Consider the following 24,069-nt stretch of genomic DNA (forward strand, 5'->3'; position numbering starts at 1 on the left):
TAGAATAACCCATAATTGTAAATTTTAATTAAACATATCTAGTCATATAACTAGATAAAAATAGTAAAAAAAATCACAACTTCCAAAAAAAAGTCGTGATTTTATCTAGTAAAACGCCAAACTCAAGACTCCGATTTTTTCTAAAAAATCGGAGCTCAAACAGCGCAAACTTTGACGCCATAACAAGTAGATTTTCATAACGCATTTTTCTTCATGCGGCTAGCTGGCAAACTTTTTACTGCTTATCAACGACAAGACCCAAGGCGGGTTGGCCAGACCAAATTACTTGTAAACTCGTGAGGGCTAAAGCCGTTGGCGGGCCAGCGCAGGGGTGAATGTTCTACTCGAATTAATCCATAAAATGATTGAAAATCATAATTATGGATTGTATGAGAGTAAATCCGATATAGAAAATATTAGCAACTGTCGAAGGCAGTTGCGCTATATTTTCATAATCGGGGTTCAATGAATATAAAGAACATAAAAGAGGCTTGTCCAGCTTTTATATGTCATTTAATTTATTGAACAGAGCGGGGTGAAGTGTAATTTGATCTTGATTTTTGATCCTTTTCATCAAGGAAAAGGATCAAAGAAATCAATCATCATAAATACCTGGATTTATGTAACACAGTTTAATTATATTGAACGAAACAGAACGAGACACCTAAAATAGAAATATTTAAGTTGCTAATAATCAATCCCTATTTCACCATGTATCGTTTTCATGCACAAAACAGGTGAAAAGCAAAAACACCAATTAAACTTGATCGTAAAGGTCTCGCCCCGTGTGAGACCTTTACTTTTTATTAATACTTTTGAAACAAATACTTTAGCAATGTAATTGACAAACAAATGCGTCAATATCCTGTTTTATCAAGTAAATGAGTTTATTATGACAAAAGAACTAAACAAGACCATAGTTGTTACCGGGGGAACAGGTTATATTGCTTCCTGGGTAGTGAAAAAATTACTGGAATCAGGCCACGATGTCCGCACAACAGTTAGAGATAAATCGAAGAAACAAAAATACGAGCATATTCTAAATCTGGCCAGTGAAAGTACGGGTAACCTCGAGACTTTTGAAGCAGATCTTTTAAACCCAGGCAGTTTTGACGAAGTTGTTCAGGGGGCTGATGCTGTGATTCATATGGCATCACCATTTAAAATATCGGGCATTAAGAATGCGCAAAAAGATTTGATAGAACCCGCAGTGGCAGGTACACGCAATGTGTTGGAGGCTGTAAATAAAACAAACACGGTTACCAGGGTTGTGCTGACGTCCAGTGTTGTTGCAATACACGGGGATGCCATCGACATAGAGCAAACTCCAGAGCAGGTTTTTAATGAGCGTATCTGGAATGAAACAAGCACAGAAAAGCATCAGCCATATGCTTTATCAAAAACGCTTGCTGAGAAAGCTGCCTGGGAAATAAATGAGGCTCAGCAACAGTGGTCATTGGTAGTAATTAACCCTGGGTTTGTACTTGGCCCGTCCTTAACTAAGCGAAAAGATTCCACCAGTATCGATTTTATGTTAAGCCTGCTGAGCGGAAAATACAAAACAGGTGTGCCCGATTTGAGTTTTGGGGTGGTTGATGTGCGCGATGTAGCTCAGGCTCATGTAAATGGCGCATTAAAAGAGCAAGCCAGTGGCCGCCATGTTTTAGTGTCGGATACGCTGGATGCCATTCAGATAGCTAAAAAATTACGACAGGCTTTTCCTGAGAATAATAAAATTCCGAAAAAGGTACTACCTTCATTTTTATTGTATCTGTTAGGGCCTCTGCAAGGTTTTACATGGAAGTTTTTAAAGCGAAACCTTGGTATTAAATTGCGTTTTGATAATAGTTACAGTCAGAAAGATTTGGACATAAATTACACAAAGCCGGATGATACCCTGCGAGATCATGGTAAGCAGTTAGAGGAAGATGGCCTGCTGAAAAAATAATGATTATTTTTCAATGATCATGCTAATAGCTTTTGCCCAGTCATCTGAGTCATTTAAGCTTTCGACCATTTCTAATTTTTCACCGCCATGCTGTTTGAAAAGCTCTTTGTAATCATTTCCGAGCTCGATGGTGGTCTCCAGGCAGTCGGCTACAAATGCAGGGGCTGCGATTAAAATGCGTTTTTTGCCTTCTTTGGCCAGTTCAATTAGTGTTTCGTCGGTAAATGGGCGTAACCAGTTTTTCGATAATCTTGACTGATATGACGTAGTATAGTCTTCTTTGGAAAGATTCAGCTCCCGGGCCATTAGCCTGCTGGTGTGGTAAGTTGTGGCTTTGTAGCAATATTGACCATGTACAGGAAGTTCTTCAACACACGGGCATGTTTCACTTTTTATGCCGGGATGCATTTTATCTACATGTCGCAATGGTAAACCATGGTACGAAAAAATAATATGGTCATATGTTTGTGGTTCGTATGCAGCTATGCGTTTGGTGAAAGACTGAATAAATGCCGCGTGATTGTAGAATTGCCTTACAAAGTGAATATTTGGCTGTTTCTTCCACTTTGGAAGTACCTGATTTACAATATCAGCTACTGATTCGGTAGTAGAAGTGGCATATTGCGGAAAAAGCGGCATGATGACGATTTCTTCATACTTCTTTTCTTGCAGGCTGTTTAATAGTTCCCTGAAGGCGGGGTTTCCATATCGCATGGCACCATACACATCGTATTGTTTACCGATTATTTGCTCTACTTTTTTTGTCAGTTTTTGTAAATGGATGAGTAGCGGTGACCCATTTTCTGTCCATAGCTGTTGGTAAAGTTTAGTCGATTTTGGAGCTCTAAAAGGAACGATGATAAGGTTTACAAGAAGTTTCCGGAACAGCCAGGGGATGTCGATAACTCTTTTGTCGTTCAAAAACTGAAAGAGATATTTGCGTACGGCCGAAACTGTGGGTTTATCAGGTGTGCCGGTATTGACGAGTATCAGGGCTTTGGGTTTTTGATTCATGACACAAGTTTTTTGCTTAGTTCCACTGCTTGTTTTACCCGGTCAGCCATACCAATGCCATCGCGGATATTTCCAGCCAGAATAAGTCCCGGGTATTGTTGTTCAAGGCTTTCAATAGCTTGTATTCTTTCAGGGGTTGTTTCAGTGTATTGAGGTATGGCATGTTCATATCTGAAAATATGCTTCATCTCTGGTTGATTATTGCTGTTTAATGTCTCTTTTACAGTTTTTTGAGCAAGTGCAAAGAGTGCTTCATCCGTTTGTTCAATAATTTCCGGATGCCGCATGCCTCCCATAAAAACTGATAAAAGTGCTCCTGATTCCGGTGCACGGTTTTTAAATATGGATGATGGGAATAGTATTCCAAGTACCTTACGTTCCTCCAACCGAGGAATTAATCCGCCAAAAGCATCAAGTTTTCGCCCATCCCATTTGTTAAAACCAAGGACTACCTGCACAACTTTGGCATATGTGAGCTCTGTAATTGTCTTTAACTTTTGTTTGTCGGCAAAGGCAAAAATCTTATCAATTGAAGGTGCAGGTACTGTTGACACTACCTTGTCAGACGTAATGGTAAGTGTTTGGTTATTTTGGCTCCACGTGGTTTTAAAACCATTTTCAAGGGGAGCAACAGAAACGTTTTTTGCATCAAGTTCTATATTGTCGTAACCAATATTTTTCGCAATGGCTTCTGTGAGGGTTTGTAACCCATTGGTTGCCGAAAAAACTTCTTTGGTAGCCTTTAAATCACGCGCTGTTTTCGGTTCCTTCTTTTTTTGCATTGCACCACGAATAAAGCTGCCATAATTTTGTTCCAGGTTGTATAATTTGGGCAATGCATATTTGGGGATAAGCTTTTCAGGATCGCCGGCATATATTCCTGATATGAATGGGTCTATTGCATAATCGAGAAATGATTTGCCCATTCGACGTCTCACCATATCCGCCAGTGTTTCATGCGGATTTTTTCCGGGTTTGCGCCAGGGTTCTCGCAATATTCTGAATTTATCTTTTAGCGAAAACAAAGGCGTTGTAACTCCCGATGTCAGGCCTGAAGGGAGGGCATAGAAATGGTTGTTTTTGAGTATCCATCTGTTCTTAGCATCGGCATTGGCGGTTTCTAACTCAGCTTCTTCATTGTCTTCGAATAATTCTACCAACTCCGGATTGGTGAGTACGCCGGTATTAGGGCCGCTTTCATAGAGGAATCCATTTTCATGGTGGGTTTGAATAACACCGCCAACATGATTTGCCTGATCTATAACAGCAACATTTTTGCCTGCTTTTTGAAGATAAAAAGCTAATGTGAGGCCGGTAATGCCTGCTCCAATAATTACAATGTCTTTGTGTTTGTTTTCTTTCATACCCTTTGCACTTTTCAGACGATTCATTAAAACAGTAAACCAAATTTTTCTCAGCTACTCGTAATAATACCTTAAACCGATTTGGAATATTTTTGTTTTTGCTCTTTATAGGCTGGGTCTAAAGCGGCTGCAATATTGCGAATAAATAGAGCGCCCATTTCAGTCACCTCAAATCCATTGGCTTTGGGGTTAATAAGTTTGTCTTTTTCAAACATACTGAAAGCAGCTTCATCCGGCTGTACAATGGTTTTCAGTTTTTCTTGTGTAATACCCAGTTTATCAGCCATTTCCTGCCAATCGAACTCTTTGTTGCACATTAAATGGGTAATTACTTCGCGCACTTTAATTTGTTCTGGACTCACATGCATCCCTTTTACTGTGGCATAGTGCCCGGTTTCTATTTTATCAATATAGGTTTTTGTGTCTTTTTCGTTTTGGGCATACCCGTTTTCGGTCTGGCTAATTGCAGACATGCCAAAGGCGTATACCTGGCCTGTGGTGCGACGAGTGGCGTAGCCCTGAAAGTTTCTGTGCAGTTGTTTGTTTTGTAAAGCAATATACAGCTCATCGTTTTCGCGCACATAATGATCGAGGCCGATGGCATGGTATCCCGCATGGATAAGAAAATGGTATGCTGCAAGAAACATCTCCATTTTTGTTTCTGTAGATGGCAAACCTCTCTTTTCCAGTATTTCTTGCTGTTTTTTAATCCACGGCACATGCGCGTATGAAAAAGTCACAAGCCTATCGGGTTGAAGCTTTACTGCTTTTTCCATGGTTTCGACGAAACTTGCCGGATTTTGCAAGGGTAATCCGTATATAAAGTCGAGGTTAATTGCAACTTCCGGGTTATCACTGCGCATCAAGTGCATAAGTTCATGCACGGGCATTCTTGCAGGGTCGCGGTTGACCGCTTTTAAAACATCAGGGTCAAAGTCCTGAATGCCCATACTGAAACGGTTAAAACCAGCTTTTTTAAGGTCTGTTATATATTTTTCATCCAAATGACCAGGGTGTGCTTCTATGGCAATTTCGGGTTTGTCGATAAACTCAAATGTATTGAAAAGGTATTCATTGATTTCTTTTATAAATTCAGAATTAATGGAATTGGGCGTGCCGCCGCCATAATGTATTTGTGCTACTTTGCGGTTTTTTTCCAAATGGGCCGCAACCATGGTGATTTCTTTTTTTAAAGCCTGAATGTAAGGTTTTATAAGATGTTTGTCGCCGGCAAGACACATATTACAACCACAATAATAGCACATCTTGTTGCAAAAAGGGATGTGAATGTATATGGAAATTAGCTCCGGCTGGAGCATATTGGATTCTATCAAGAGATCTCCGTAATTATTGCCATTAAAATCGTCGCTGAAATGATTTGCCGGGGGGTAACTTGTATACCTCGGCACGGGGACGTTATATTTTTTTAGTAAACTATCCGGAACTTGCATAATTCTGATTTTTATAGAGTACGTAAAACACCGTGAGAAGGGCGATACCGGAAAAGGCTGCTTCAATTGAAAACAGACCGGTGTAACCTAGTAAATCGCCTATTTTACCACTAACTACGGCAAAAATGAGGCCACTAAGGTGCGTAATAACGATTTGTACTGTAAAATCGGTTCCTTCATAACCTTTTCTTACCATATCCATTGATGTGGTGTAAATTACTATGGTTGATAGTCCATAACCACCCCAGAGCAATGCTATACCAGTGTATAATGCGGCTAACCCCGGTGTGCTAAGCGACATAAATACAAACCAAATAGCGGTTAATAGATTTATGGAGGCAAATAAAAACAGTGCTTTTCGTCTGCCTATCTTTCGTTGTAAAAAACCTCCGACAAACGCCATCAGGGCGGCTACTGAAGTGCCATATATCCCAGACATGAGACCAATTTCTTTGATTGTATACCCTAAATCGACCATGTAAGGTTTTAGCATGGCAAGTGTGCCAATGATTCCTGAGTAATAGAAGATTAGTAATAATACACGTTTGTGCATGCCTTTTCGGGCAAAGAATCCTTTTATGGCTGCCGGTGTAACGGTTTTAACTTCAGGTTTTTCTACCGGGTTTTTACGCCTGTAAAATGGAAGGGGAATTAGGGCAAAAAGCACAAATGAAGCCAAAAGCCATAGCAATATCTGCCAACCAAAGTAGTAATAGGCAATGAGCAATACACCTGTCCCCATCAGGCTTCCTACAAAACTACCGGCCGATTGCATGCTGTTGCCAAGGCTTCGCTCATTCTTTTTGAGAATGAGAATGGCAAAGGCATCTGTAGCAATATCCTGCGTAGCAGAAGCAGTAAAAGCAACTACCATTAATACAACAATTAAGCTGAATGAGGTTTGTAAATTAAGCCAGCCTATACCAAAGATAATGATGGCATAAAAAATCTCCGAAACAATTATCCATTGCCGGAGTTGCCGGCTGTTATGGGTTTTGCTGTCGATTATGGGTGCCCATAGAAATTTCAGTATCCATGGTAATTTTACGAGTTGGAGCAGGCCTATGGATTCCAATGAATAGTTTTCCTGGCGCATTATTACAGGAACAACCGTGGAAAAAAAGCTCATCGGGATAGATTGAGCTATGTAAAGACTAAAAAGTAATGGGAATTTATGCCAGTTCTGTCCATTCATTGCAATTACTGTTAAAAAACGCTGAAAGTTACAATAAAAGAGAAATCTACAGCAAAAACCCTGCAGATTTCCTCTTTTATGATTGTTAAAAGTTATAAGTCATGCTTACACCGTAACGCGATGGTGTGCCAGGTTGCACATATTGGTTACCCAAAGCGTCGAAAGCAAATGAATGGTATTTTGTTTCCAATAGGTTTTTGCGCCAAAAGTTTAACGCAAATTCATCCTTGATAAATGAGATCTTTGTGGAGAATAGACTGTAAAAATTCTGACTTGTACGGTTGGTTTCGTCCCAGTATATTTTACCAACTCCGGTATAGAGCAGGCTAATTCTGACTTTGTCCAATACATCTGTATGTTGCAATTGATAGCTTTTACTGAAGCGGGCAGAAATAGTGTGTCTTGGGGCATATGGGATAAAATTACCATTGTAATTAACTGAATCGTTAACTACGTAGCTTTCAAACGTGGCATGATTGTACCCATAGGTAATTGTAGTAACATAACCACAGAAAGGGACCGTTTTTAATGTGAGTTCTATCCCTTTACTAATTGATTGTCCGGCATTTGTAAGGTGGCTGCCTCTTCCGCTTGGGTTGGTCTCATAAATTTGTTGCTGATCCCAGTCGATGTAATACAAAGCAAGATCGGCATAAAGCTGCTTGTTAATCAGGCTTGTTTTTACTCCTACTTCATAATTCATGCTGTATTCTGACTTGAATTCCATGTGTTCCGGATAATTTTCATCAAAACTGGAATTAAATCCGCCTGTTTTATATCCCCGGGCAATGGTTGCATAAATATTGGTACCATTAAACCTGTAGTTGGCTGCAATTTTAGGCAAAACCTCAAAGAATTTTCTTTTTGCTGTGGTGTCATCAACAGGGGTAGTTGTTCCAGCCATAACTCTGTCGTAAGTGTAGTCTTGTTTGTCTTTTTCAAAGTCTATACGTACTCCACCTGTTAAAGTCAGGTTCCCCAGGGTTAACTCTGATTGATGGAATATTGCACCACCCATAATCCGATGATCATAATTTTTCAAAACAGTCATGCCGGGATTGTGAATCGTTACATCCACTGTTTTATCAAATTGCTGCGAAAACTGAAATGCCCCAAACAGCCAGTTGTAGGTAGCATTATCCTTTGAGCGTATAATGAGCTCGTTGGACTGCATGTGTTGCAATTCTTCCTGTTCCACAAAATATAAGGAGTCAGGTGTAAAGTCCTGGTCGATCTCTTGCTGGCCATCGAGCATCTGATACGAAGAGGTGAGTTTAATATCGAATTTTTCTGCTTCATAATTAAAAACAAGCGCTTCTGAAAACATATCACGGAGATATGAACTGTATTCGTTGTAGTTTATGGGCATTGCTTCGCCTTCCACGCTGTCATAAATCGCATAAGGATAACCACCCTCGTCGCTGTGCTCGAAAGACGCGATACTGCTTATAGTTAAATTGTCGATAGGTTTCCAAATTAGTTTGTTCCTAAAACCGATTGTTTCTGATTCATCCACCTGATTATCGGTATATTCGTTGGTGTAAAACCCATCTTTTTTATTGTAAATGGCCGTTAAAGAAGCGGCGAATTTTTTATTAAACTGATGATAAAATCCTGCATTGGCTTCATACTGGCCATAAGAACCAATTCCTATTTTGGCCTTCGCACCGTTAAAATCCAAAGGCGAAAGTGTTTTTATATTAATAACCCCACCAATGGTATTACGTCCATATAGCGTACCCTGAGGGCCGCGTAAAATTTCAATTCTCTCAATATCAAAAAAGTTAAAGTTAAAAGCCGATTTTTCAAAGTAAGGTACGTTATCGACATAAAGCCCTACCCCAGGGGCATTGATTCTTGAACCAATACCACGAATATAAATCGGTGAAGTGAGCTTCGATCCGTAATCGGGCATAAAAACTCCCGGAGCAATAGCCGTTACATCTGGCAGGTTGTTGATGTTGTCGTCCTGGATGGTTGTCTGAGTCATTAAAGAAACTGAGGCTGGCAAATTTTTCAATTTCATATTGTTTTTCGACCCGCTTATTACAATTTCGCCCAGTTCAATACTGGGAACGGTTGTGGTATCGGGTTTGCCAATTGACATCAACTGGGAAAATAAAGTCAATGGTGCAATAGTAAGTATGAGTAGTGTAAATATAGTGCGCATAATAGATTAAAATTAATGTTTTACAATGGCAAGCATTGAAACAGTGATTTCTTAAAATACCAGTAATAAAAAAGATTTGGATTAAGCCATTGTAGGAGGAGGGCGCGAAAAATGGAAATTGTATGGGGAATAAAAATAGATTTTTAAGCAAGGCAGAATATTTTTGTGCGCCCTGTTTTTATCAGTGTAAGTGAATCTCTGATGGTCATTATCGACCAATTGAAACTGTTCAGCTGAAATGTCTGAGAAACTTATTGTAGAAGATTCAGCAAAAGCATGCTCAGTATCTTCGGTGGCAGTTATGGTTTTAACTACTTGTGCTTCAGGTTTTGTGTTCTGCACATAATTAAAGCCCAAATAAAACACAGATGCCACGAAGAATAGCAAGTAAGGAATGTAAGATGATAGTATTCCGAAATAAAACATGTATTAATTTCCCTTTGCTCAAAATAAGTTATTGATTTCTTAATAGCCAAATTTGTGCCACATTAAATAATGTTGATTGATTACTATTGGAGAGTTGATGTAAATCATTTTTGTTTTGATCTTATAGTTTTTAGATATCTGTATTCATTTTTAAGGATTTTCAGACACCAGGTGTAAAGATGCTTCCGCGATCATAAAAGAGTGAATTTGAATGAAAAATGCCAATTATTATAAATGTCAGTTAACCAATGCTGTGTTGTATATTTGTTATTCATATAACTTGTTAATTGCTGATTCACAGTTAATTTAGACTTTTTATAAATTAAGGTGTTAAAGTGTGTTTTTTTGTCTCTGGCTCAAATAATTCATATATTTCTTAGAAATTAGTTCTACTTAAAACTTACTAACATGCATAAAATTTTTATTTCTCTCATTGCTATGCTGGTTTTTAGTTTTACCAATTGTATTCAAACCAATTCAAATGACCCTGCAGAAAATGAATCTGCTCAAATAAGTCCAAAAACCGACGGTATGTTTGTGCACATAAGTACAAATGAGGCCAGAAAAGTTTTGATGGGACTCTCGATTGCCGTCAAAATGGAAGAAAGTAAAGATGTTATCGTATCTATCGATGCTGAAGCAATAAATGCAATAATAAAAGGTGGAGATGTGTATGACATGGAGGGGTACGAAGGAACATCTTCAGCAATGATTAATAAACTGGTGCAAAAGGGGGTTATTGTAATGGCTTGTCCAATGTGCCTCAAGTCTTATGGTAAAACTGAAGCCGATTTGCTGGACGGCATTCAAATTGCTCAGAAGGAACAGTTCTTTGGATTTACTGAAGGCAGAATACTTAAGCTTGATTATTAACTATAAAATATTCAAAATGAAAGTACTTAGCATAATTTTACTTACACTTACAATTTTAATTGGCTGTAATAACAAAGAAAAAGACCAAAAAGCCAATGCGCCAGATATTCAGGTAGTTGAAATGAGTATCGATGGAATGACGTGTAATGGCTGCGAGAAAACTATCGAGGCCAATGTAATGAAACTTGATGGTGTAAAAAGCATTAAGGCTAATCATGAAACGGGCAAAGCATCAATGGAATATGATGCTGCCAGCATCGAATTGGAAAAAGTAAAAACAGTGATTACCGAAAAAGGTTATAAGGTAACCGGCATAAATTCAAAAGAAAAAGTTTCAAACGAATAATTTATGGAAAAAGAGCAACCCAAAAACGGCAAAAATCAACAAGAAGATAAGGGAAGACAATCCCGCCGTGACTTTCTCAAGAAACTTGGGTTAATTGGGACTGCATCTGTGGCAGGAGCAGCGGCCATGTATACGGGTTTTCAATATGAACAATCCAAGGAGAAAGGTGATAAGGTAAAAGTGCTAACCTCTGATAATAAGCTTGTAGAGGTCAATAAAAATGAGCTGAAAGATGCAAAACCCAATCTTGAAGCCCTCCAGGAACGAGGGCGGGACGGAATTCCGGGTAAACGTTGGGTCATGGTTATCGATCTCTCAAAATGTCGTAACGCCAGACAATGCGTAAAGGCATGTCAATCTGCTCATCGGCTTCGACCTTATGAATATCATATCAATACCCTGCAAATGCAGGAGACTGAAAATACACCACCTTACCATATGCCCAAGCCTTGTCAGCACTGCGACAATCCACCCTGTGTATCAGTATGTCCGGTTGATGCAACCTATAAACGTCAGGATGGCATTGTGCTTATAGATAATGAACGTTGTATTGGCTGCCGGTTTTGCGTGGCTGCCTGCCCTTATTCTGCCCGTATGGTACAATGGCAAGAGCCGAAATATGCCAAACAGGATAAAGGTAAAACTTACGATGTGGAGCTCAATGTGCCCCAGAAAAAGGGAACCATTTCAAAATGCTTGTTTAGTGCCGACCGCCTAAGAGATGGAGAGTTACCTTATTGTGTCTCGGCGTGTCCTAATGGTGTTTTCTACTTTGGTGATGAAAACGAGGATGCTGTGACAAACGGCACCACCAAGGAAACTGTGCGTTTTAGTAAATTGCTTCGCGATAATGCGGGATATCGCCTCATGCCCGAATTGGGAACTGAGCCAAGAGTTTATTATTTACCTCCTAAGAGTCGTATTTTCGATTTTCCCGAGAAAAGCATCTTAGATGATACCGATCACGCTTAAATTATTGTATTATGTCTTCGAATTCTGAACATCAAATAGCCCGGCAGGAAACAATTGATAAGGTTGCTGCAGATGCTTTGCGACCTGTAAATATTGGCTGGGCTTTTAAGATATGGTTTGCAATTTTAGCAATTGCCCTTGGCGTATGCATTTATGCCTATTCTATCCAATTGCGCGAAGGATTGGGTGTAACGGGTCTCAGAGATTTTATCAGCTGGGGAATGTATATCGCAACTTTTGTGTTTTTTGTGGCTGCCAGCCTTATTGGAATGCTTATTAGTGGTGTACTGGGACTTATTGGTTACGATTGGATAAAACCTATTGGACGAATAGCTGAAATTATCGCAGTTGCATTCGCTGCCATTGCAGGTTTAGTTATTGTTTCCGACATGGGGCGCCCCGACAGGTTGCCGTATGTGTTTATGTACGGACGCTTTCAATCGCCCATACTGTGGGACGTGACTGTTGTAACTACCTATTTTGCCCTCAGTTTATTGCTATACTATGTGACGCTTTTGCCCGATTTGGCCATAAGTAAACACAAGCTCGAAGGACGACCGAAATTTTTACGTAAAGCTTATGACATTCTCTCGATTAAATGGCTGCATAAGAATGAGCAGTATCGCATTTTGTATCGCATAATCCGTATTTTGCTAATTTTAATTATCCCAACAGCTTTTGCGATTCATACGGTTACCTCGTGGTTGCTTGCAGTGAACCCAAGACCAGGTTGGGACAGTACGATTTTTGGCCCTTACTTCCTTTCGGGTGCTTTTGTCGCAGGTGCCGCTGCTCTGGTTATCGCCATGTACTTTTTCCGTCATAATTATAAATTGAAAGAATACTTAACATTTTCACATTTCGATAAAATTGGAAAACTTCTTGTTTTGGTATCCATTGTATATCTTTATTTCAATATCAACGAGTTTTTGGTGCCCGCCTATAAACTGAAAAAATTTGATGCCATTCACTTACATGCATTATTTGTTGGTAAACATGCACTTACATTCTGGTTTACACAAATTGCCGGTTTAATATTACCAATCTTTTTATTGTTCTTCAAGAAAATGCGAAGGCCCCTTCCCTTAACAGCAATATCGGTGTTCGTGTTAATTGGTGCATGGCTGAAGCGCTATCTTATAGTGGTACCAACCCAGGAGCATCCTTATTTACCTATTCAACATGTACCGGAAGTTTTTAAAGTATATACACCAACGCTTATAGAAACTGCTGTTACTGCTGGGTCATTTATTTTGGTAATTATGATTATTACCGTGCTTTCAAAATTGTTTCCAGTGATTCCTATTTGGGAAGTAGCAGAGGATATCGATAAAAAGGCCTTAAAACAAAATGCTGAAAAGGTATAAATTATGAAAATCATTACAACGATATTAGTCACAGTGCTAAGTTTCACAATATTAACAGCCCAGTCAGAGAGTGAATGGGTAGTACCTGCTGAAGATTCTGCCAAATTAAGTACTTTTGCTTTTACAGAGCAATCTGTGGAATCTGGTGAAGAAGTTTATATGGCCAATTGTAAATCGTGCCATGGCAATCCGGGTGAAATGAACTATTTGAAACTACAACCTGAACCGGGCGATATTACCACAGAAAAAATTCAGCGCAACAGCGATGGAGAGATACACTACAAGGTTGTGAATGGTAAAGGTGCCATGCCTGGTTTTGCTAATGCGCTCACGGAAACTGAAATTTGGAATGTGGTAGCATATATCAGAAGCTTCAATGATGCGTATGTGCAAAAAGTGGCCACGAAAGTTGCAGAGTCGGCATTCGAGGGGCAGGGTATCTCAATTGCACTCGAACTTATCAAAGAGAAAATGGAAATTTTGGGCTATGTACAAGGTCTCAAGGAGGGCAATGAGGAAGCGATTGCCGGTGCTGAAGTTAAGCTTTTTGCTAAACGTTATTTTGGGAAACTCCCCATAGAAAGTCCAAAGAAAACAAATAAGGAAGGTGAAGTTGTGTTTGCATTACCCGATGATTTACCCGGAGATTCTTCCGGTCTGGTTAATGTATTCGCAAGTCTGAGTAATCAGGAATTATATGGAGAAGTATCCATTGATACGACATTAGCATTTGGAGTTCCTACACGTAAGCCTGGTTTAACAGAGCAACGGGCTATGTGGAATGTGGCTTCGAAAGCACCCATTTGGCTTATTTTATCCTATTCTTTTGGCGTATTACTGGTTTGGGTTACAATTTTTTATGTGCTGTTGCAATTGCGCCGCATTTATTTGTTGGGAAAGAAACTGGAAGACTCATGAACCATTACTGTTAATTGACTGTTAGTGGCTTAAATACTAACTTAAATCTAATCCTTATGAACAAACTTACAATGATCGGCCGAATCCTTTACGCATTGCCTTTCGCGTTTATGGGCATTAATCATTTTGTAATGATCGATTTTTATGCCGCTATGCTTACATCTTTCATGCCTGGTGGAGGGTTTACTATTATTCTTGTGGGAATTCTATTGCTTGCTGCCAGTATCAGCATAATTACAAAAAAATTCGTGCAATTGTCTTCCTACATCCTGGCTGGGCTCTTGTTCCTTTTTATTGTAACTATCCATATACCACATTTGTTTACTCCCGGGGATTTAGACGTGAACTTTGTCGTTTTTTCTATGGTAAAGGATGTGTCGCTGATGGGAGGTTCGTTAATGATAGCTGGTGCATGTAAATCTTCAAATGAAATCAATGAAGCCGAAAATTAATATAATATACGCTAAGGTTCTAATAATGAGATTTTAATTTGATGTAAAACAAAAGAAAAGTAAAACAGCAATATGAAATATTTATTTTTAATTATATCTGTTTGTGTGTTTTTTGTTAGTAAAACAACTGCACAAGATAAAACCGTAAACATTGAAGTTGGAATCATTGAACATCTTGGAGATACCATTCCCATGGACCTGGAGTTTCTGAACGAGCACAATGATACTGTTACTTTGGGGCAGCTTATTGATAAACCAACGGTCTTTTCATTTGTATATTTTGATTGCCCCGGACTATGCAGCCCCCTTTTAGATGGCCTGGCCGATGTGGTTTCCAAAACCGAATTGCAAATAGGTAAAGACTACAAAGTGATCACTATTAGCTTTAATACTAAAGACACGCCGGAAAAAGCCAAAGAGAAAAAGAAAAATTTTGTGCAAAAAATTGGTGAAGAAAACCGCGATGCATGGAAATACCTGACAGGAAAACAGGAAAATATAAAAACCATAACTGATGCTTTTGGGTTTAAGTATAAACCGCAAGGTGTGGATTTTGCGCACCCTTCAGCAATTATGGTCGTTAGCCCTGATGGTAAGATTACCCGTTACCTCTACGGTATTGATTTTTTACCCTTCGATTTAAAAATGGCTGTTAATGAAGCCCAAAAAGGTGTTGAGCGGCCAACCATTAATAAAGTTTTGCAGTATTGTTTTTCATACGATCCCAAAAGCCAGGGTTATACGCTGCAAATTACAAAGGTGATGGGGATATTTATTATTTTTATTGCCGTACTCACTTTTAGTATTCTTTTAATCCGTCGTAAAAAATCTGATAAAAAATCCTGACATGGAAAGTTCCGAAGTTACAAATCAAAAGAGTTATTTAGAGCACAAACCTTACAAGGGTATACTGAATTGGTTATTATCAACCGATCATAAAAGAATTGGATTACTATATCTCTATTCCATAATGGTGTTTTTTCTGGTAGCAGCTGTTTTTGGCTTGCTCATGCGCATTGAGAAAATTGCACCCGGCGAAACCATAATGGATCCGCAAACCTATAATGGTATATTTACCCTGCATGGTATAATCATGATTTTTATTATTGTGATACCGGGTTTGGCAGCCGTTTTTGGTAATTTTTTCCTGCCCATTTTAATTGGTGCACGAGATGTGGCGTTTCCAAGACTTAATTTACTGTCATGGTACATCTATATTGCCGGAACTATTTTAGCAATATTTAGTCAATTCGTGGGAGGAGGCGCGCCAGATACCGGATGGACCTTCTATGTTCCATATAGTGCCGAATCCTCTACCAGTGTAATATGGGCGCTTACCGCAGCTTTTGTGCTCGGGTTTTCGTCCATTCTTACCGGGCTTAATTTTATTGTAACCATACACCGTTTGCGTGCGCCGGGCATGACATGGTTTAAAATGCCACTCTTTCCCTGGTCACTTTATGCTACTGCCTGGATTCAGGTTTTGGCTACGCCTATAATTGGCATTACCTTACTTATGGTCATTGCGGAGCGAACTTTAAATATTGGCTTTTTCGATCCTGCCCTGGGTGGCGATCCCGTGTTATTTCAACACCTCTTTTGGATATATTCCCACCCGGCTGTGTATGTCATGATTTTGCCTGCCATGGGAGTGGTTACAGAAATATTTCCCACATTTAGTCAAAAACCCGTATTCGGATATACAGCCATTGCATTATCCAGTGTTGCCATTGCTGCCGTTGGATATTTTGTGTGGGGGCACCACATGTTTACTTCGGGCATTGGCTATTGGTCAAGGTGGTTTTTCTCATTCCTGACCTTTATTGTGGCTGTGCCCAGTGCCATTAAGGTATTTAACTGGGTTTCGACCATGTACGGAGGATCCATAGATCTGAAGCCACCGTTGCTCTACGCCATATCATTTATCTTTTTATTTATGATTGGCGGGCTATCAGGGCTGGCTCTTGGAGCGCTTGCAACAAACGTTCATTTGCATGATACCTCATTTGTGGTTGCCCACTTTCATTACATAGTATTTGGCGGGATGGGATTTGGATTTTTTGCCGGACTACACTATTGGTATCCGAAAATTTATGGTCGTATGTACAACATTAAACTGGCCAACATCGCATGGGGAGTAATTTTTGTTGGTTTCAATATTCTATATTTTCCACTTTTTGTGATTGGATTACAGGGAATGCCCAGAAGATACTTCGATTACTTTCCTGAATATCATACCGGACACTTCATTTCTACCATAGGTGCATTTATTTTGATTACAGGTATTGTGATGATGCTGTATAACTTCTTTATCCATGTGAAACGTGGTGAGAAAGCACCGGCCAACCCCTGGAAAGGTGTTACGCTGGAATGGAAAATTGCATCGCCACCACCACACGAAAATTTCGATGAGATACCGGTCATTACCGAGCGACCATATACGTTTAAAACAACTGAATCTGATAGTTAATCCTACTTGCATATGTCACATGATATGAGAGATGATATAGGTTCTAAAATGGGGATGTGGATATTTATTTTCACAGAAATGTTTCTTTTTGGTGGCCTTTTTTTAGTCTATGCTGTTTTCAGAGCAAAGTATTCAGCCGACTTCCATGTTGCCGCTGAGGAACTGAATGTTTTTGTGGGTACCATGAATACTGTAATATTGCTGGCAAGTAGTGCTACGGTAGCTATGTCTATTACCGCTATTCAACGGGGAAATAAAAAGCACGCCATGCGCTTCATTATAGTTACTATTTTACTTGCAGGCATCTTTATGGTGAATAAGTATTTTGAATGGGGGCATAAATTTGAGTATCAGCTTTATCCGGGTTCCGAAGTGATGAAAAATATGGAGCATGGCGAAATTCTTTTTTTTAGCTTATATTATATGATGACCGGCTTGCATGCCCTGCACGTTATTGTAGGTGTAATATTGCTTGCAATTGTATTTTTTAGAGTGAAACAAGGAGTTGTCAATAGCGATAAATTTATTTTTCTCGAAAACAGCGGCCTTTACTGGCACCTTGTCGATTTTATCTGGATATTCCTGTTCCCTTTATTGTATTTGGTAACTTAAAGCACATTCATCATGAGTGATAACAAGAAACATCATATTTCAACATACAATTCCCATTTAATTGTACTAATTGCACTTTTAGTGCTAACCACAATCACAGTACTGATTACGCAAATTAATTTTGGCGCATTTTCAGTAGGAGTTGCCCTGGCAGTTGCCATGATAAAAGGTGGACTTGTATTGACCTATTTCATGCATCTGAAATATGATGAGATGGTTTTCAGGATAATGGTACTGCTTATTTTATTACTGTTTGCTATTGTGGTAGGTATTACGTTTATTGATTATTTATTACGCTAAAAACACTGAATTATGTTTTCAGGAGCTTCAAATTTTGTAGAAGGTGTCGACAAGGCATTTGTATTTATTTTTGCCATATCGTTCTTTTTCATCATTGCCATTACGGCTTTTATGATTTACGTGGTTATTCGTTATAAAAGGAAAAAGAACGACAAACCCCAGCAATTTCGCGGTAGTGTGAAATTGGAACTGTTATGGACCATTGTGCCTCTGATTTTAGTTATCTTAATGTTTTATTACGGTTACATGGGATTTGCCCCTATGCGCAATGTCCCGGACGATGCCATGGAGATTGATGCCGTCGGACGTATGTGGGAATGGGAGTTTGTGTATGAAAATGGCAAATCATCCGGGGATTTGGTGATCCCGGTAAACCGACCGGTAAAACTTAACCTGATTTCGGAGGATGTAAACCATAGTTTGTTTATTCCCGCATTCCGGGTAAAAGAAGACGTGGTTCCGGGATATGATAACTATATGTGGTTCACGCCTTACTATATTGGTGAATATGAAATCTTGTGTGCAGAGTATTGTGGTATGTTACACTCCGCAATGACCACCGAAACCCGTGTGCTCGATTCCGCTGAATTCGATACGTGGTATGCTGACCTTACCCAGCAAAAGGAAGCGGATAGGCCAGAAGGTTTTGACGTAGTCAAATCCAACGGTTGCTTTGCCTGCCATTCCAGGGATGGAAGTAAGCTGGTGGGAAGTAGTTTTAAAGGTTTGTATGGTACTGAAAAAGTTGTAATTACCAATGGTGAGGAGCGGAGAATAACGGTGGATGAAGCATATTTGAAAAATTCTATTCTCAACCCTGATGAAGATGTAGTGAAAGGTTTCAGCAAAGGCCTCATGCAGTCTTACGAAGGTGTGATTGATGATGAGGATATTGATAAGATTGTGGATTATCTGAAAACAATGGAATAAACGATTTGAATAACACACTTTTTATATTGACGCGGCTCATTCGCATTAAGCTTACTCTTGCTGTAGCTCTGTCGGCTATAATCGGTTATGTTTTTTCCGGGGCAGATGAGTTAGGGCTTGCTGCTTTGGTGGCAATGGGAGTAGTGCTCTTATCGGGTGCATCATCGGTTTTGAATCAGATACAGGAACGAGATGAAGATGCTTTGATGGAACGCACAGCCAAACGACCCATACCTGCCGGTCAAATAACCATTAATAAGGCACGGCTGGTTTTTATTGTTTTATTGGTTGCGGGTTCACTATTGCTTTGGTTGGTAAATAATGCATCAGCCATCATTGGTGTGGGAACAATATTGCTGTATAATGGAATATATACACCCCTCAAGAAGCATACTTCACTGGCCATTTTTCCGGGGGGCCTCGTTGGTGCTTTGCCTCCTGTTATTGGTTGGGTTGGTGGCGGGGGAGCCATTACAGACCCTGCTATCACAATGCTGGCCGGTTTTATGTTCTTGTGGCAAATACCGCACTTTCTTTTACTTGCTGTGAAATATCGTGAACAATACCGCCGCGCAGGTTTTAAAGTGTCTGTTGGGGCAGTAGCCTCACGACAAACACGTCTGCTTTTGCTTTTATGGGTAGTTACCACATCATTTGCCGCTTTGTTTTTTCCATTTTTTGGTTTGGTACAAAACCCGGTAATTGTGGCTGCCATCATATTGCTCAATAGTTTGCTTATTTTTGCATTTTTTCGTATTGCTTTTATTAGAAGAGAACAGGTGTTAAAAGATCAATTACAACACTTTGTGAGTATTTATATGGTGATATTTTTATTATTAATAGCAGCCGATAGCCTGTTGTTGGGTTTTTAAGCCTAATTTATAAGGGTAATGGCAAATTTGTGATAATTTTCAAATACGTTATTTTATAGTCTGACCAGATTGTTGTATTTTGCAATGCACAAAATAGATTTAGAAAGGAAATAAAATGAATACACTTCTGACCATATTACTCGGTATTATTGGCGGTCCCGAATTAATCATCGTTGCCATTATTATTTTGGTATTATTTGGTGGACGTAAAATTCCTGAACTGATGCGTGGCCTTGGCAAGGGAGTTAAGGAATTTAAGGATGCCAGTAATGATGGCACTGATAGCACTGAGACTTTCGATAAGGAACAGGAAGATTCAGAAGATTCTGTAAAGGGTAAATCTGACAAAAACAAAAAATCCTGAGACCGCAATAGTTGATCGCTTTTCGCTAAAATCTACATTCTATGTTTGGTCTGTTCTCCCGTAATAAAGCTTCTGATGAGGAAATGTCGTTTTTCGATTATATCGAGTTGTTCCGGGTTACCATTATTCGCTCTATTGTAGCCATTGTCCTATTTGCTGTAATTGCATTTTTATTTAAAGATTTTATTTTCAATACCGTAATACTGGGCCCACAAAACGCCGATTTTATTACAAACGAATTGTTTTGTCGGCTTGGCAACCTAATCGGATCCGAAGCAATTTGTATTAATCAGCAACCTGTCAAAGTAGTTAATTTTGAAATTGCAGGTCAATTTAAGTCGCATTTAGTTATTTCACTGATAGCAGGCGTTGTAATAGCAATGCCATGGATACTCCGGGAAATTTGGAATTTTGTGAAACCTGCTCTAAAACCTGGTAGCCGAATGGGGTATCACTTTTCATTGTTCATGTCTTCATTTCTGTTTTTTCTTGGCGTGAGCTTTGGTTATTTTCTATTGAGTCCAATCACGATAGATTTTTTAAATACATATGAGCTCGATTCCACCATCGAAAATCAAATCCGTATAGGTTCTTATGTGCGTATTATTGCAATGCTATGTCTTGCTACTGGCATTGCTTTTGAAATGCCTTTAGTGGTTTTGTTCTTAACTGCCAACCGGATTGTGACAGCAGCATTTTTAAGAAAATATCGTAAGCATGTGTTGATATTCTTTTTTGTTATATCAGCTGTTATTACGCCACCCGATGTTATTAGCCAATTTTTGGTAGCTATTCCATTGTACCTCCTTTTTGAGCTGTGTATACGTATTGCAGAACGTATGGAACGACGACTGATGCGCAGAAAGCAAGAAGTATAATTATTATATTTTGCCTGACGTTTTTTTGCCCGAGATATAATAATTTTTGTTATAAAAACCGCCTATATTTTATTATCTTTATTGCTGTTCCATTTAGTCTTAACCTAAATTGCTGTTATGAAAAAAATATTCCGTTTCACAATTATTGGGTTTATACTTACCCTTATTATAGCAACTGGTTGTCAAAAAGACACCAAAAACAATACAAATGATCTTTCACTCAACGAAATCACCATTACTGAGATGCAGGATGGATACGAGTCTGGTGCATTTACTGCTCAGGAGGTAGTTAAATATTATCTTGATCGCATAAAACAAGTAGATAAAGATGGACCGGAGTTAAATGCAATTATAACCGTGAATCCCGATGCAATGGATATCGCTGCCCAGTTAGACGAAGAACGGGAAAATGGTAAAACACCTGGTCCTTTGCACGGAATTCCCATTGTGTTGAAAGACAATATCGACACGCATGACAAGATGCCTACAACTGCGGGTTCACTTGCCCTGGAAGATTCATATCCTCCGGATGATAGTTTTTTGGCGCAGAAACTCCGTGAAGCCGGAGCTATTATTTTGGGTAAGGCCAACCTCAGCGAATGGGCCAATTTTCGTGGTGAGCTATCCACAAGCGGTTGGAGCGCTGTGGGCGGACAAACAAAAAATCCTTATGTACTCAGCCGTAATCCATGTGGGTCAAGTTCCGGGCCAGCTGTAGCCGTTTCAGCCAATTTGTCGATGTTGGGCATTGGCACTGAAACCAACGGTTCCATCGTGTGTCCCTCTCATGCCAATGGGGTGGTGGGCATTAAGCCAACCGTCGGACTGGTAAGCCGCGACGGCATTATTCCCATTTCTTTTACGCAGGATATAGCAGGACCTATGGCTCGCACAGTAAAAGATGCGGCCATTTGCCTGGGAGCGCTCACCGGTGTCGATTCGGCAGATAGTAAAACTTATGCTTCTGAAGACAATAACTACAAAGATTATACACAGTTTCTTAATAGCGACGGACTGGATGGTAAACGTATTGGCTTCTACACAGGAGCCAGCGGTAGAAATTTTAAAGTAGATACGCTAATGGCTCAGGCTATTGAATTTATGAAGTCACGAGGAGCCGAAATCATAGAAATTGATAAAATTGAACAAGATGGCACTGGCGCTGCATCTTTTGAGGTGATGCTTATTGAATATAAAGATGGGCTAAACAAATACTTCTCTTCTTTGGGAGATGATACGCCAATTAAAAATCTGAAGGAACTTATTGATTTTAATAAAAATGACTCTGTTGAACTGATGTATTTTAATCAGGCGTATTTAGAAATGGCCAATGAAAAACCCGGATTAAACTCAGCTGCTTATAAAGAGGCATTGGCCAAACTTAACAGAGGCAGCCGTGAAGAGGGAATCGACAGGGTAATGCATGAACACGACCTTGATGCTATAGTGGCCCCAACAGGTTCACCCGCCTGGAAAACCGATCATGTAAACGGCGACAGTTTTCAATTGGGGAGCTCATCGCCGGCAGCGCATGCCGGTTATCCAAATATTACGCTGCCCATGGGTTTTGCCGGGGATTTGCCGGTTGGTATTTCGATTTTTGGTCGCGCATGGAGCGAACCCGTTTTGTTGGAAATTGCCTATGCCTACGAGCAAGGTACAAAACATCGTAAAGCTCCGGAGTTTAAACCTTAGCTATTGGGTAATTTATGTTTAATGTGTGTTTTTACTTGTGTTATTTGAAAAGATTTTATCTTTTTTTCCTGGTTATCTTTTTTTTTCTTGCTTGTAATAATGAAGGTAGTATAATAACTATTGAAGTAACAGGAGATATTATCCTTGACCGTGGAGTTAAAGATCAGATAGAACTTTACGGATCTGATTTACTTGATACCTCGATTGGAAACATTAAGCAGGGGGATTTTTTACTCGTAAATTATGAAGGTACTTTTACTTCCTCCAGGAAAGCGCAGACCGATAAATATAATTTTAGAGCCAAACCCAATATTGCTAAAATCTTATATGCTGCAGGTGTTACTCATATATCTTTAGCCAATAATCATAGTTTTGATTATTGGCAAAGTGGATTTGATGAAACCTTGCGAACAATCAGGGAAAATAAAATGAAACCTGTGGGATATGCCTGCAAGACTGAAATCATCAGTGCGAAAGGCGTGAAAGTGGGGTTAATATCTGCATCTTTAGTGACCTCGAATAAGCACCTTTGTATTACTAACAAAAAAGAGTTGAAAAATCATATTGTGGCATTTATACGTGATAAGCCAAATATTCCTCTGTTATTGTATTTACATTGGGGGCACGAATTACAACCCTCACCGGAACAATGGCAGCGTGACCTTGCTGCTGAGTTTATTGATTTGGGGGTAGATGGCATATTTGGACATCATCCACATATTATTCAAACAATCGAATTTATTGACAATAAGCCTGTTTTTTATAGTCTTGGGAATTTTATCGCTGATGCATATCTCCCAAAGACAACAACCGGACTGGTTGCGCATTTAGAAATTACTCAGGACGCCATTAAGACATATTTAAATTTTATAAAGCTATACAGATACTTTCCACACATCGCTGATAGTTTAAATTTATATATAAAGGCCTATCAGAACAACTACTTTGCTGATAATGTATGTGTTATTCCATGTCAAAACAAGTTGATGTTGAAACCAGTCAATAATGTGAGTTTTAAAGCATCGTTTGACGAATGGTATTTTTATGGCCAAGAAGCACTAGTTATGGTTAAAAAGTTTTCCGAGGATCAATATCTATTTCGGGTTATTCAACAAGATGATGCTTCTAATGCTATAACAGTTTATGGTAAACTGTCTGAGTTGGAAGTAACCGACATTAATAACGATGGTTCTTTAGATATTTTGTTAGGTATAACCAAAAAGGTTAATTTTGATCCTAATTTTAATAAGAGAATACAAATTTATACTTTGAAGAATAATATATTGCAACCACTTTGGTTGGGGACTAAATTTATTGATGAAGTAATTTCTTTTGAGATTGAAGATAATGGAGATATTAAATATCTGAAAATTAAAGAGAAAAACAGAAATGGGCAGATTCTTTTTCGTGATTATATTTGGGAAGAATTTGGGTTTGCTTTAAAAAATTAGC

At 39.2% G+C, this 24,069-nt stretch carries 23 protein-coding genes; 17 read left to right on the forward strand and 6 right to left on the reverse strand.

Going from position 1 to position 24,069, the window contains the following annotated elements:
* Positions 1–892: 892 nt before the first annotated feature.
* On the forward strand, positions 893–1,948 hold the full coding sequence (locus tag ACTB0Y_RS14655) for an SDR family oxidoreductase (protein WP_463207577.1): 1,056 nt from the start codon (positions 893–895) through the stop codon (positions 1,946–1,948).
* Between the two features lie 3 nt (positions 1,949–1,951).
* Here the strand turns inward: ACTB0Y_RS14655 and hemH are convergent, their stop codons facing one another.
* The 6 genes from hemH to ACTB0Y_RS14685 form a co-directional block, all read right to left on the reverse strand.
* The gene (hemH, locus tag ACTB0Y_RS14660) at positions 1,952–2,962 is read right to left on the reverse strand and encodes a ferrochelatase (protein WP_463207578.1); all 1,011 of its coding nucleotides are present in this window, start codon (positions 2,960–2,962) and stop codon (positions 1,952–1,954) included.
* Positions 2,959–4,353: a protoporphyrinogen oxidase gene (gene hemG, locus ACTB0Y_RS14665; protein WP_463207579.1), complete on the reverse strand. Its 1,395-nt coding sequence runs from the start codon at positions 4,351–4,353 to the stop codon at positions 2,959–2,961. The genes hemH and hemG overlap by 4 nt, the downstream gene beginning before the upstream one ends.
* A gap of 44 nt (positions 4,354–4,397) precedes the next feature.
* On the reverse strand, positions 4,398–5,777 hold the full coding sequence (gene hemN, locus ACTB0Y_RS14670) for an oxygen-independent coproporphyrinogen III oxidase (protein WP_463207580.1): 1,380 nt from the start codon (positions 5,775–5,777) through the stop codon (positions 4,398–4,400).
* Positions 5,761–6,972, reverse strand: coding sequence for an MFS transporter (locus ACTB0Y_RS14675; RefSeq protein WP_463207581.1), 1,212 nt, complete (start codon positions 6,970–6,972; stop codon positions 5,761–5,763). Before ACTB0Y_RS14675 ends, hemN begins: the two co-directional genes overlap by 17 nt.
* 85 nt (positions 6,973–7,057) lie before the next feature.
* Entirely contained in the window at positions 7,058–9,142 is a 2,085-nt protein-coding gene (locus ACTB0Y_RS14680) for a TonB-dependent receptor (RefSeq protein WP_463207582.1), read from the reverse strand.
* A gap of 81 nt (positions 9,143–9,223) precedes the next feature.
* Positions 9,224–9,568, reverse strand: coding sequence for a hypothetical protein (locus ACTB0Y_RS14685; protein WP_463207583.1), 345 nt, complete (start codon positions 9,566–9,568; stop codon positions 9,224–9,226).
* A 408-nt stretch (positions 9,569–9,976) separates the two neighbouring features.
* Between ACTB0Y_RS14685 and ACTB0Y_RS14690 the strand changes: the two genes are divergently transcribed.
* The 16 genes from ACTB0Y_RS14690 (at position 9,977) to ACTB0Y_RS14765 (ending at position 24,068) form a co-directional block, all read left to right on the forward strand.
* A complete protein-coding gene (locus ACTB0Y_RS14690; RefSeq protein ID WP_463207584.1) occupies positions 9,977–10,441 on the forward strand; it encodes a hypothetical protein in 465 nt (154 codons plus the stop codon).
* Between the two features lie 16 nt (positions 10,442–10,457).
* Complete coding sequence (locus tag ACTB0Y_RS14695) at positions 10,458–10,787, forward strand: cation transporter (RefSeq protein WP_463207585.1); 330 nt, start codon at positions 10,458–10,460, stop codon at positions 10,785–10,787.
* Positions 10,788–10,790: 3 nt separating this feature from the next.
* Positions 10,791–11,759: a 4Fe-4S dicluster domain-containing protein gene (locus tag ACTB0Y_RS14700; protein WP_463207586.1), complete on the forward strand. Its 969-nt coding sequence runs from the start codon at positions 10,791–10,793 to the stop codon at positions 11,757–11,759.
* An 11-nt stretch (positions 11,760–11,770) separates the two neighbouring features.
* A complete protein-coding gene (gene nrfD / locus ACTB0Y_RS14705; RefSeq protein WP_463207587.1) occupies positions 11,771–13,126 on the forward strand; it encodes an NrfD/PsrC family molybdoenzyme membrane anchor subunit in 1,356 nt (451 codons plus the stop codon).
* Between the two features lie 3 nt (positions 13,127–13,129).
* Complete coding sequence (locus ACTB0Y_RS14710) at positions 13,130–14,044, forward strand: c-type cytochrome (RefSeq protein WP_463207588.1); 915 nt, start codon at positions 13,130–13,132, stop codon at positions 14,042–14,044.
* Positions 14,045–14,100: 56 nt separating this feature from the next.
* On the forward strand, positions 14,101–14,496 hold the full coding sequence (locus tag ACTB0Y_RS14715) for a DoxX family protein (protein WP_463207589.1): 396 nt from the start codon (positions 14,101–14,103) through the stop codon (positions 14,494–14,496).
* A 72-nt stretch (positions 14,497–14,568) separates the two neighbouring features.
* The gene (locus tag ACTB0Y_RS14720) at positions 14,569–15,342 is read left to right on the forward strand and encodes an SCO family protein (protein WP_463207590.1); all 774 of its coding nucleotides are present in this window, start codon (positions 14,569–14,571) and stop codon (positions 15,340–15,342) included.
* 1 nt (position 15,343) lies between these two features.
* Complete coding sequence (locus ACTB0Y_RS14725; RefSeq protein WP_463207591.1) at positions 15,344–16,966, forward strand: cytochrome c oxidase subunit I; 1,623 nt, start codon at positions 15,344–15,346, stop codon at positions 16,964–16,966.
* Between the two features lie 12 nt (positions 16,967–16,978).
* The gene (locus ACTB0Y_RS14730; protein ID WP_463207592.1) at positions 16,979–17,578 is read left to right on the forward strand and encodes a cytochrome c oxidase subunit 3 family protein; all 600 of its coding nucleotides are present in this window, start codon (positions 16,979–16,981) and stop codon (positions 17,576–17,578) included.
* 12 nt (positions 17,579–17,590) lie between these two features.
* Positions 17,591–17,878, forward strand: a complete 288-nt coding sequence (locus tag ACTB0Y_RS14735) for a cytochrome C oxidase subunit IV family protein (RefSeq protein WP_463207593.1) — start codon at positions 17,591–17,593, stop codon at positions 17,876–17,878.
* 12 nt (positions 17,879–17,890) lie between these two features.
* Complete coding sequence (gene coxB / locus ACTB0Y_RS14740; protein WP_463207594.1) at positions 17,891–18,808, forward strand: cytochrome c oxidase subunit II; 918 nt, start codon at positions 17,891–17,893, stop codon at positions 18,806–18,808.
* Positions 18,809–18,813: 5 nt separating this feature from the next.
* Complete coding sequence (locus ACTB0Y_RS14745; RefSeq protein WP_463207595.1) at positions 18,814–19,680, forward strand: UbiA family prenyltransferase; 867 nt, start codon at positions 18,814–18,816, stop codon at positions 19,678–19,680.
* Between the two features lie 115 nt (positions 19,681–19,795).
* Positions 19,796–20,044, forward strand: coding sequence for a Sec-independent protein translocase subunit TatA/TatB (locus ACTB0Y_RS14750; protein ID WP_463207596.1), 249 nt, complete (start codon positions 19,796–19,798; stop codon positions 20,042–20,044).
* 41 nt (positions 20,045–20,085) lie between these two features.
* Entirely contained in the window at positions 20,086–20,922 is an 837-nt protein-coding gene (gene tatC / locus ACTB0Y_RS14755) for a twin-arginine translocase subunit TatC (protein ID WP_463207597.1), read from the forward strand.
* 117 nt (positions 20,923–21,039) lie between these two features.
* Positions 21,040–22,617: an amidase gene (locus tag ACTB0Y_RS14760; RefSeq protein WP_463207598.1), complete on the forward strand. Its 1,578-nt coding sequence runs from the start codon at positions 21,040–21,042 to the stop codon at positions 22,615–22,617.
* Positions 22,618–22,661: 44 nt separating this feature from the next.
* A complete protein-coding gene (locus ACTB0Y_RS14765; protein ID WP_463207599.1) occupies positions 22,662–24,068 on the forward strand; it encodes a CapA family protein in 1,407 nt (468 codons plus the stop codon).
* The last annotated feature ends 1 nt before the right edge of the window (position 24,069 follow it).

Source organism: Salinivirga sp. (assembly GCF_055145285.1).

Coding starts and splice junctions, on each gene's coding strand:
- ACTB0Y_RS14655 (WP_463207577.1), top strand. CDS start 893: ATGACAAAAGAACTAAACAAGACCATAGTTGTTACCGGGGGAACAGGT.
- hemH (WP_463207578.1), bottom strand. CDS start 2,962: ATGAATCAAAAACCCAAAGCCCTGATACTCGTCAATACCGGCACACCT.
- hemG (WP_463207579.1), bottom strand. CDS start 4,353: ATGAATCGTCTGAAAAGTGCAAAGGGTATGAAAGAAAACAAACACAAA.
- hemN (WP_463207580.1), bottom strand. CDS start 5,777: ATGCAAGTTCCGGATAGTTTACTAAAAAAATATAACGTCCCCGTGCCG.
- ACTB0Y_RS14675 (WP_463207581.1), bottom strand. CDS start 6,972: ATGAATGGACAGAACTGGCATAAATTCCCATTACTTTTTAGTCTTTAC.
- ACTB0Y_RS14680 (WP_463207582.1), bottom strand. CDS start 9,142: ATGCGCACTATATTTACACTACTCATACTTACTATTGCACCATTGACT.
- ACTB0Y_RS14685 (WP_463207583.1), bottom strand. CDS start 9,568: ATGTTTTATTTCGGAATACTATCATCTTACATTCCTTACTTGCTATTC.
- ACTB0Y_RS14690 (WP_463207584.1), top strand. CDS start 9,977: ATGCATAAAATTTTTATTTCTCTCATTGCTATGCTGGTTTTTAGTTTT.
- ACTB0Y_RS14695 (WP_463207585.1), top strand. CDS start 10,458: ATGAAAGTACTTAGCATAATTTTACTTACACTTACAATTTTAATTGGC.
- ACTB0Y_RS14700 (WP_463207586.1), top strand. CDS start 10,791: ATGGAAAAAGAGCAACCCAAAAACGGCAAAAATCAACAAGAAGATAAG.
- nrfD (WP_463207587.1), top strand. CDS start 11,771: ATGTCTTCGAATTCTGAACATCAAATAGCCCGGCAGGAAACAATTGAT.
- ACTB0Y_RS14710 (WP_463207588.1), top strand. CDS start 13,130: ATGAAAATCATTACAACGATATTAGTCACAGTGCTAAGTTTCACAATA.
- ACTB0Y_RS14715 (WP_463207589.1), top strand. CDS start 14,101: ATGAACAAACTTACAATGATCGGCCGAATCCTTTACGCATTGCCTTTC.
- ACTB0Y_RS14720 (WP_463207590.1), top strand. CDS start 14,569: ATGAAATATTTATTTTTAATTATATCTGTTTGTGTGTTTTTTGTTAGT.
- ACTB0Y_RS14725 (WP_463207591.1), top strand. CDS start 15,344: ATGGAAAGTTCCGAAGTTACAAATCAAAAGAGTTATTTAGAGCACAAA.
- ACTB0Y_RS14730 (WP_463207592.1), top strand. CDS start 16,979: ATGTCACATGATATGAGAGATGATATAGGTTCTAAAATGGGGATGTGG.
- ACTB0Y_RS14735 (WP_463207593.1), top strand. CDS start 17,591: ATGAGTGATAACAAGAAACATCATATTTCAACATACAATTCCCATTTA.
- coxB (WP_463207594.1), top strand. CDS start 17,891: ATGTTTTCAGGAGCTTCAAATTTTGTAGAAGGTGTCGACAAGGCATTT.
- ACTB0Y_RS14750 (WP_463207596.1), top strand. CDS start 19,796: ATGAATACACTTCTGACCATATTACTCGGTATTATTGGCGGTCCCGAA.
- tatC (WP_463207597.1), top strand. CDS start 20,086: ATGTTTGGTCTGTTCTCCCGTAATAAAGCTTCTGATGAGGAAATGTCG.
- ACTB0Y_RS14760 (WP_463207598.1), top strand. CDS start 21,040: ATGAAAAAAATATTCCGTTTCACAATTATTGGGTTTATACTTACCCTT.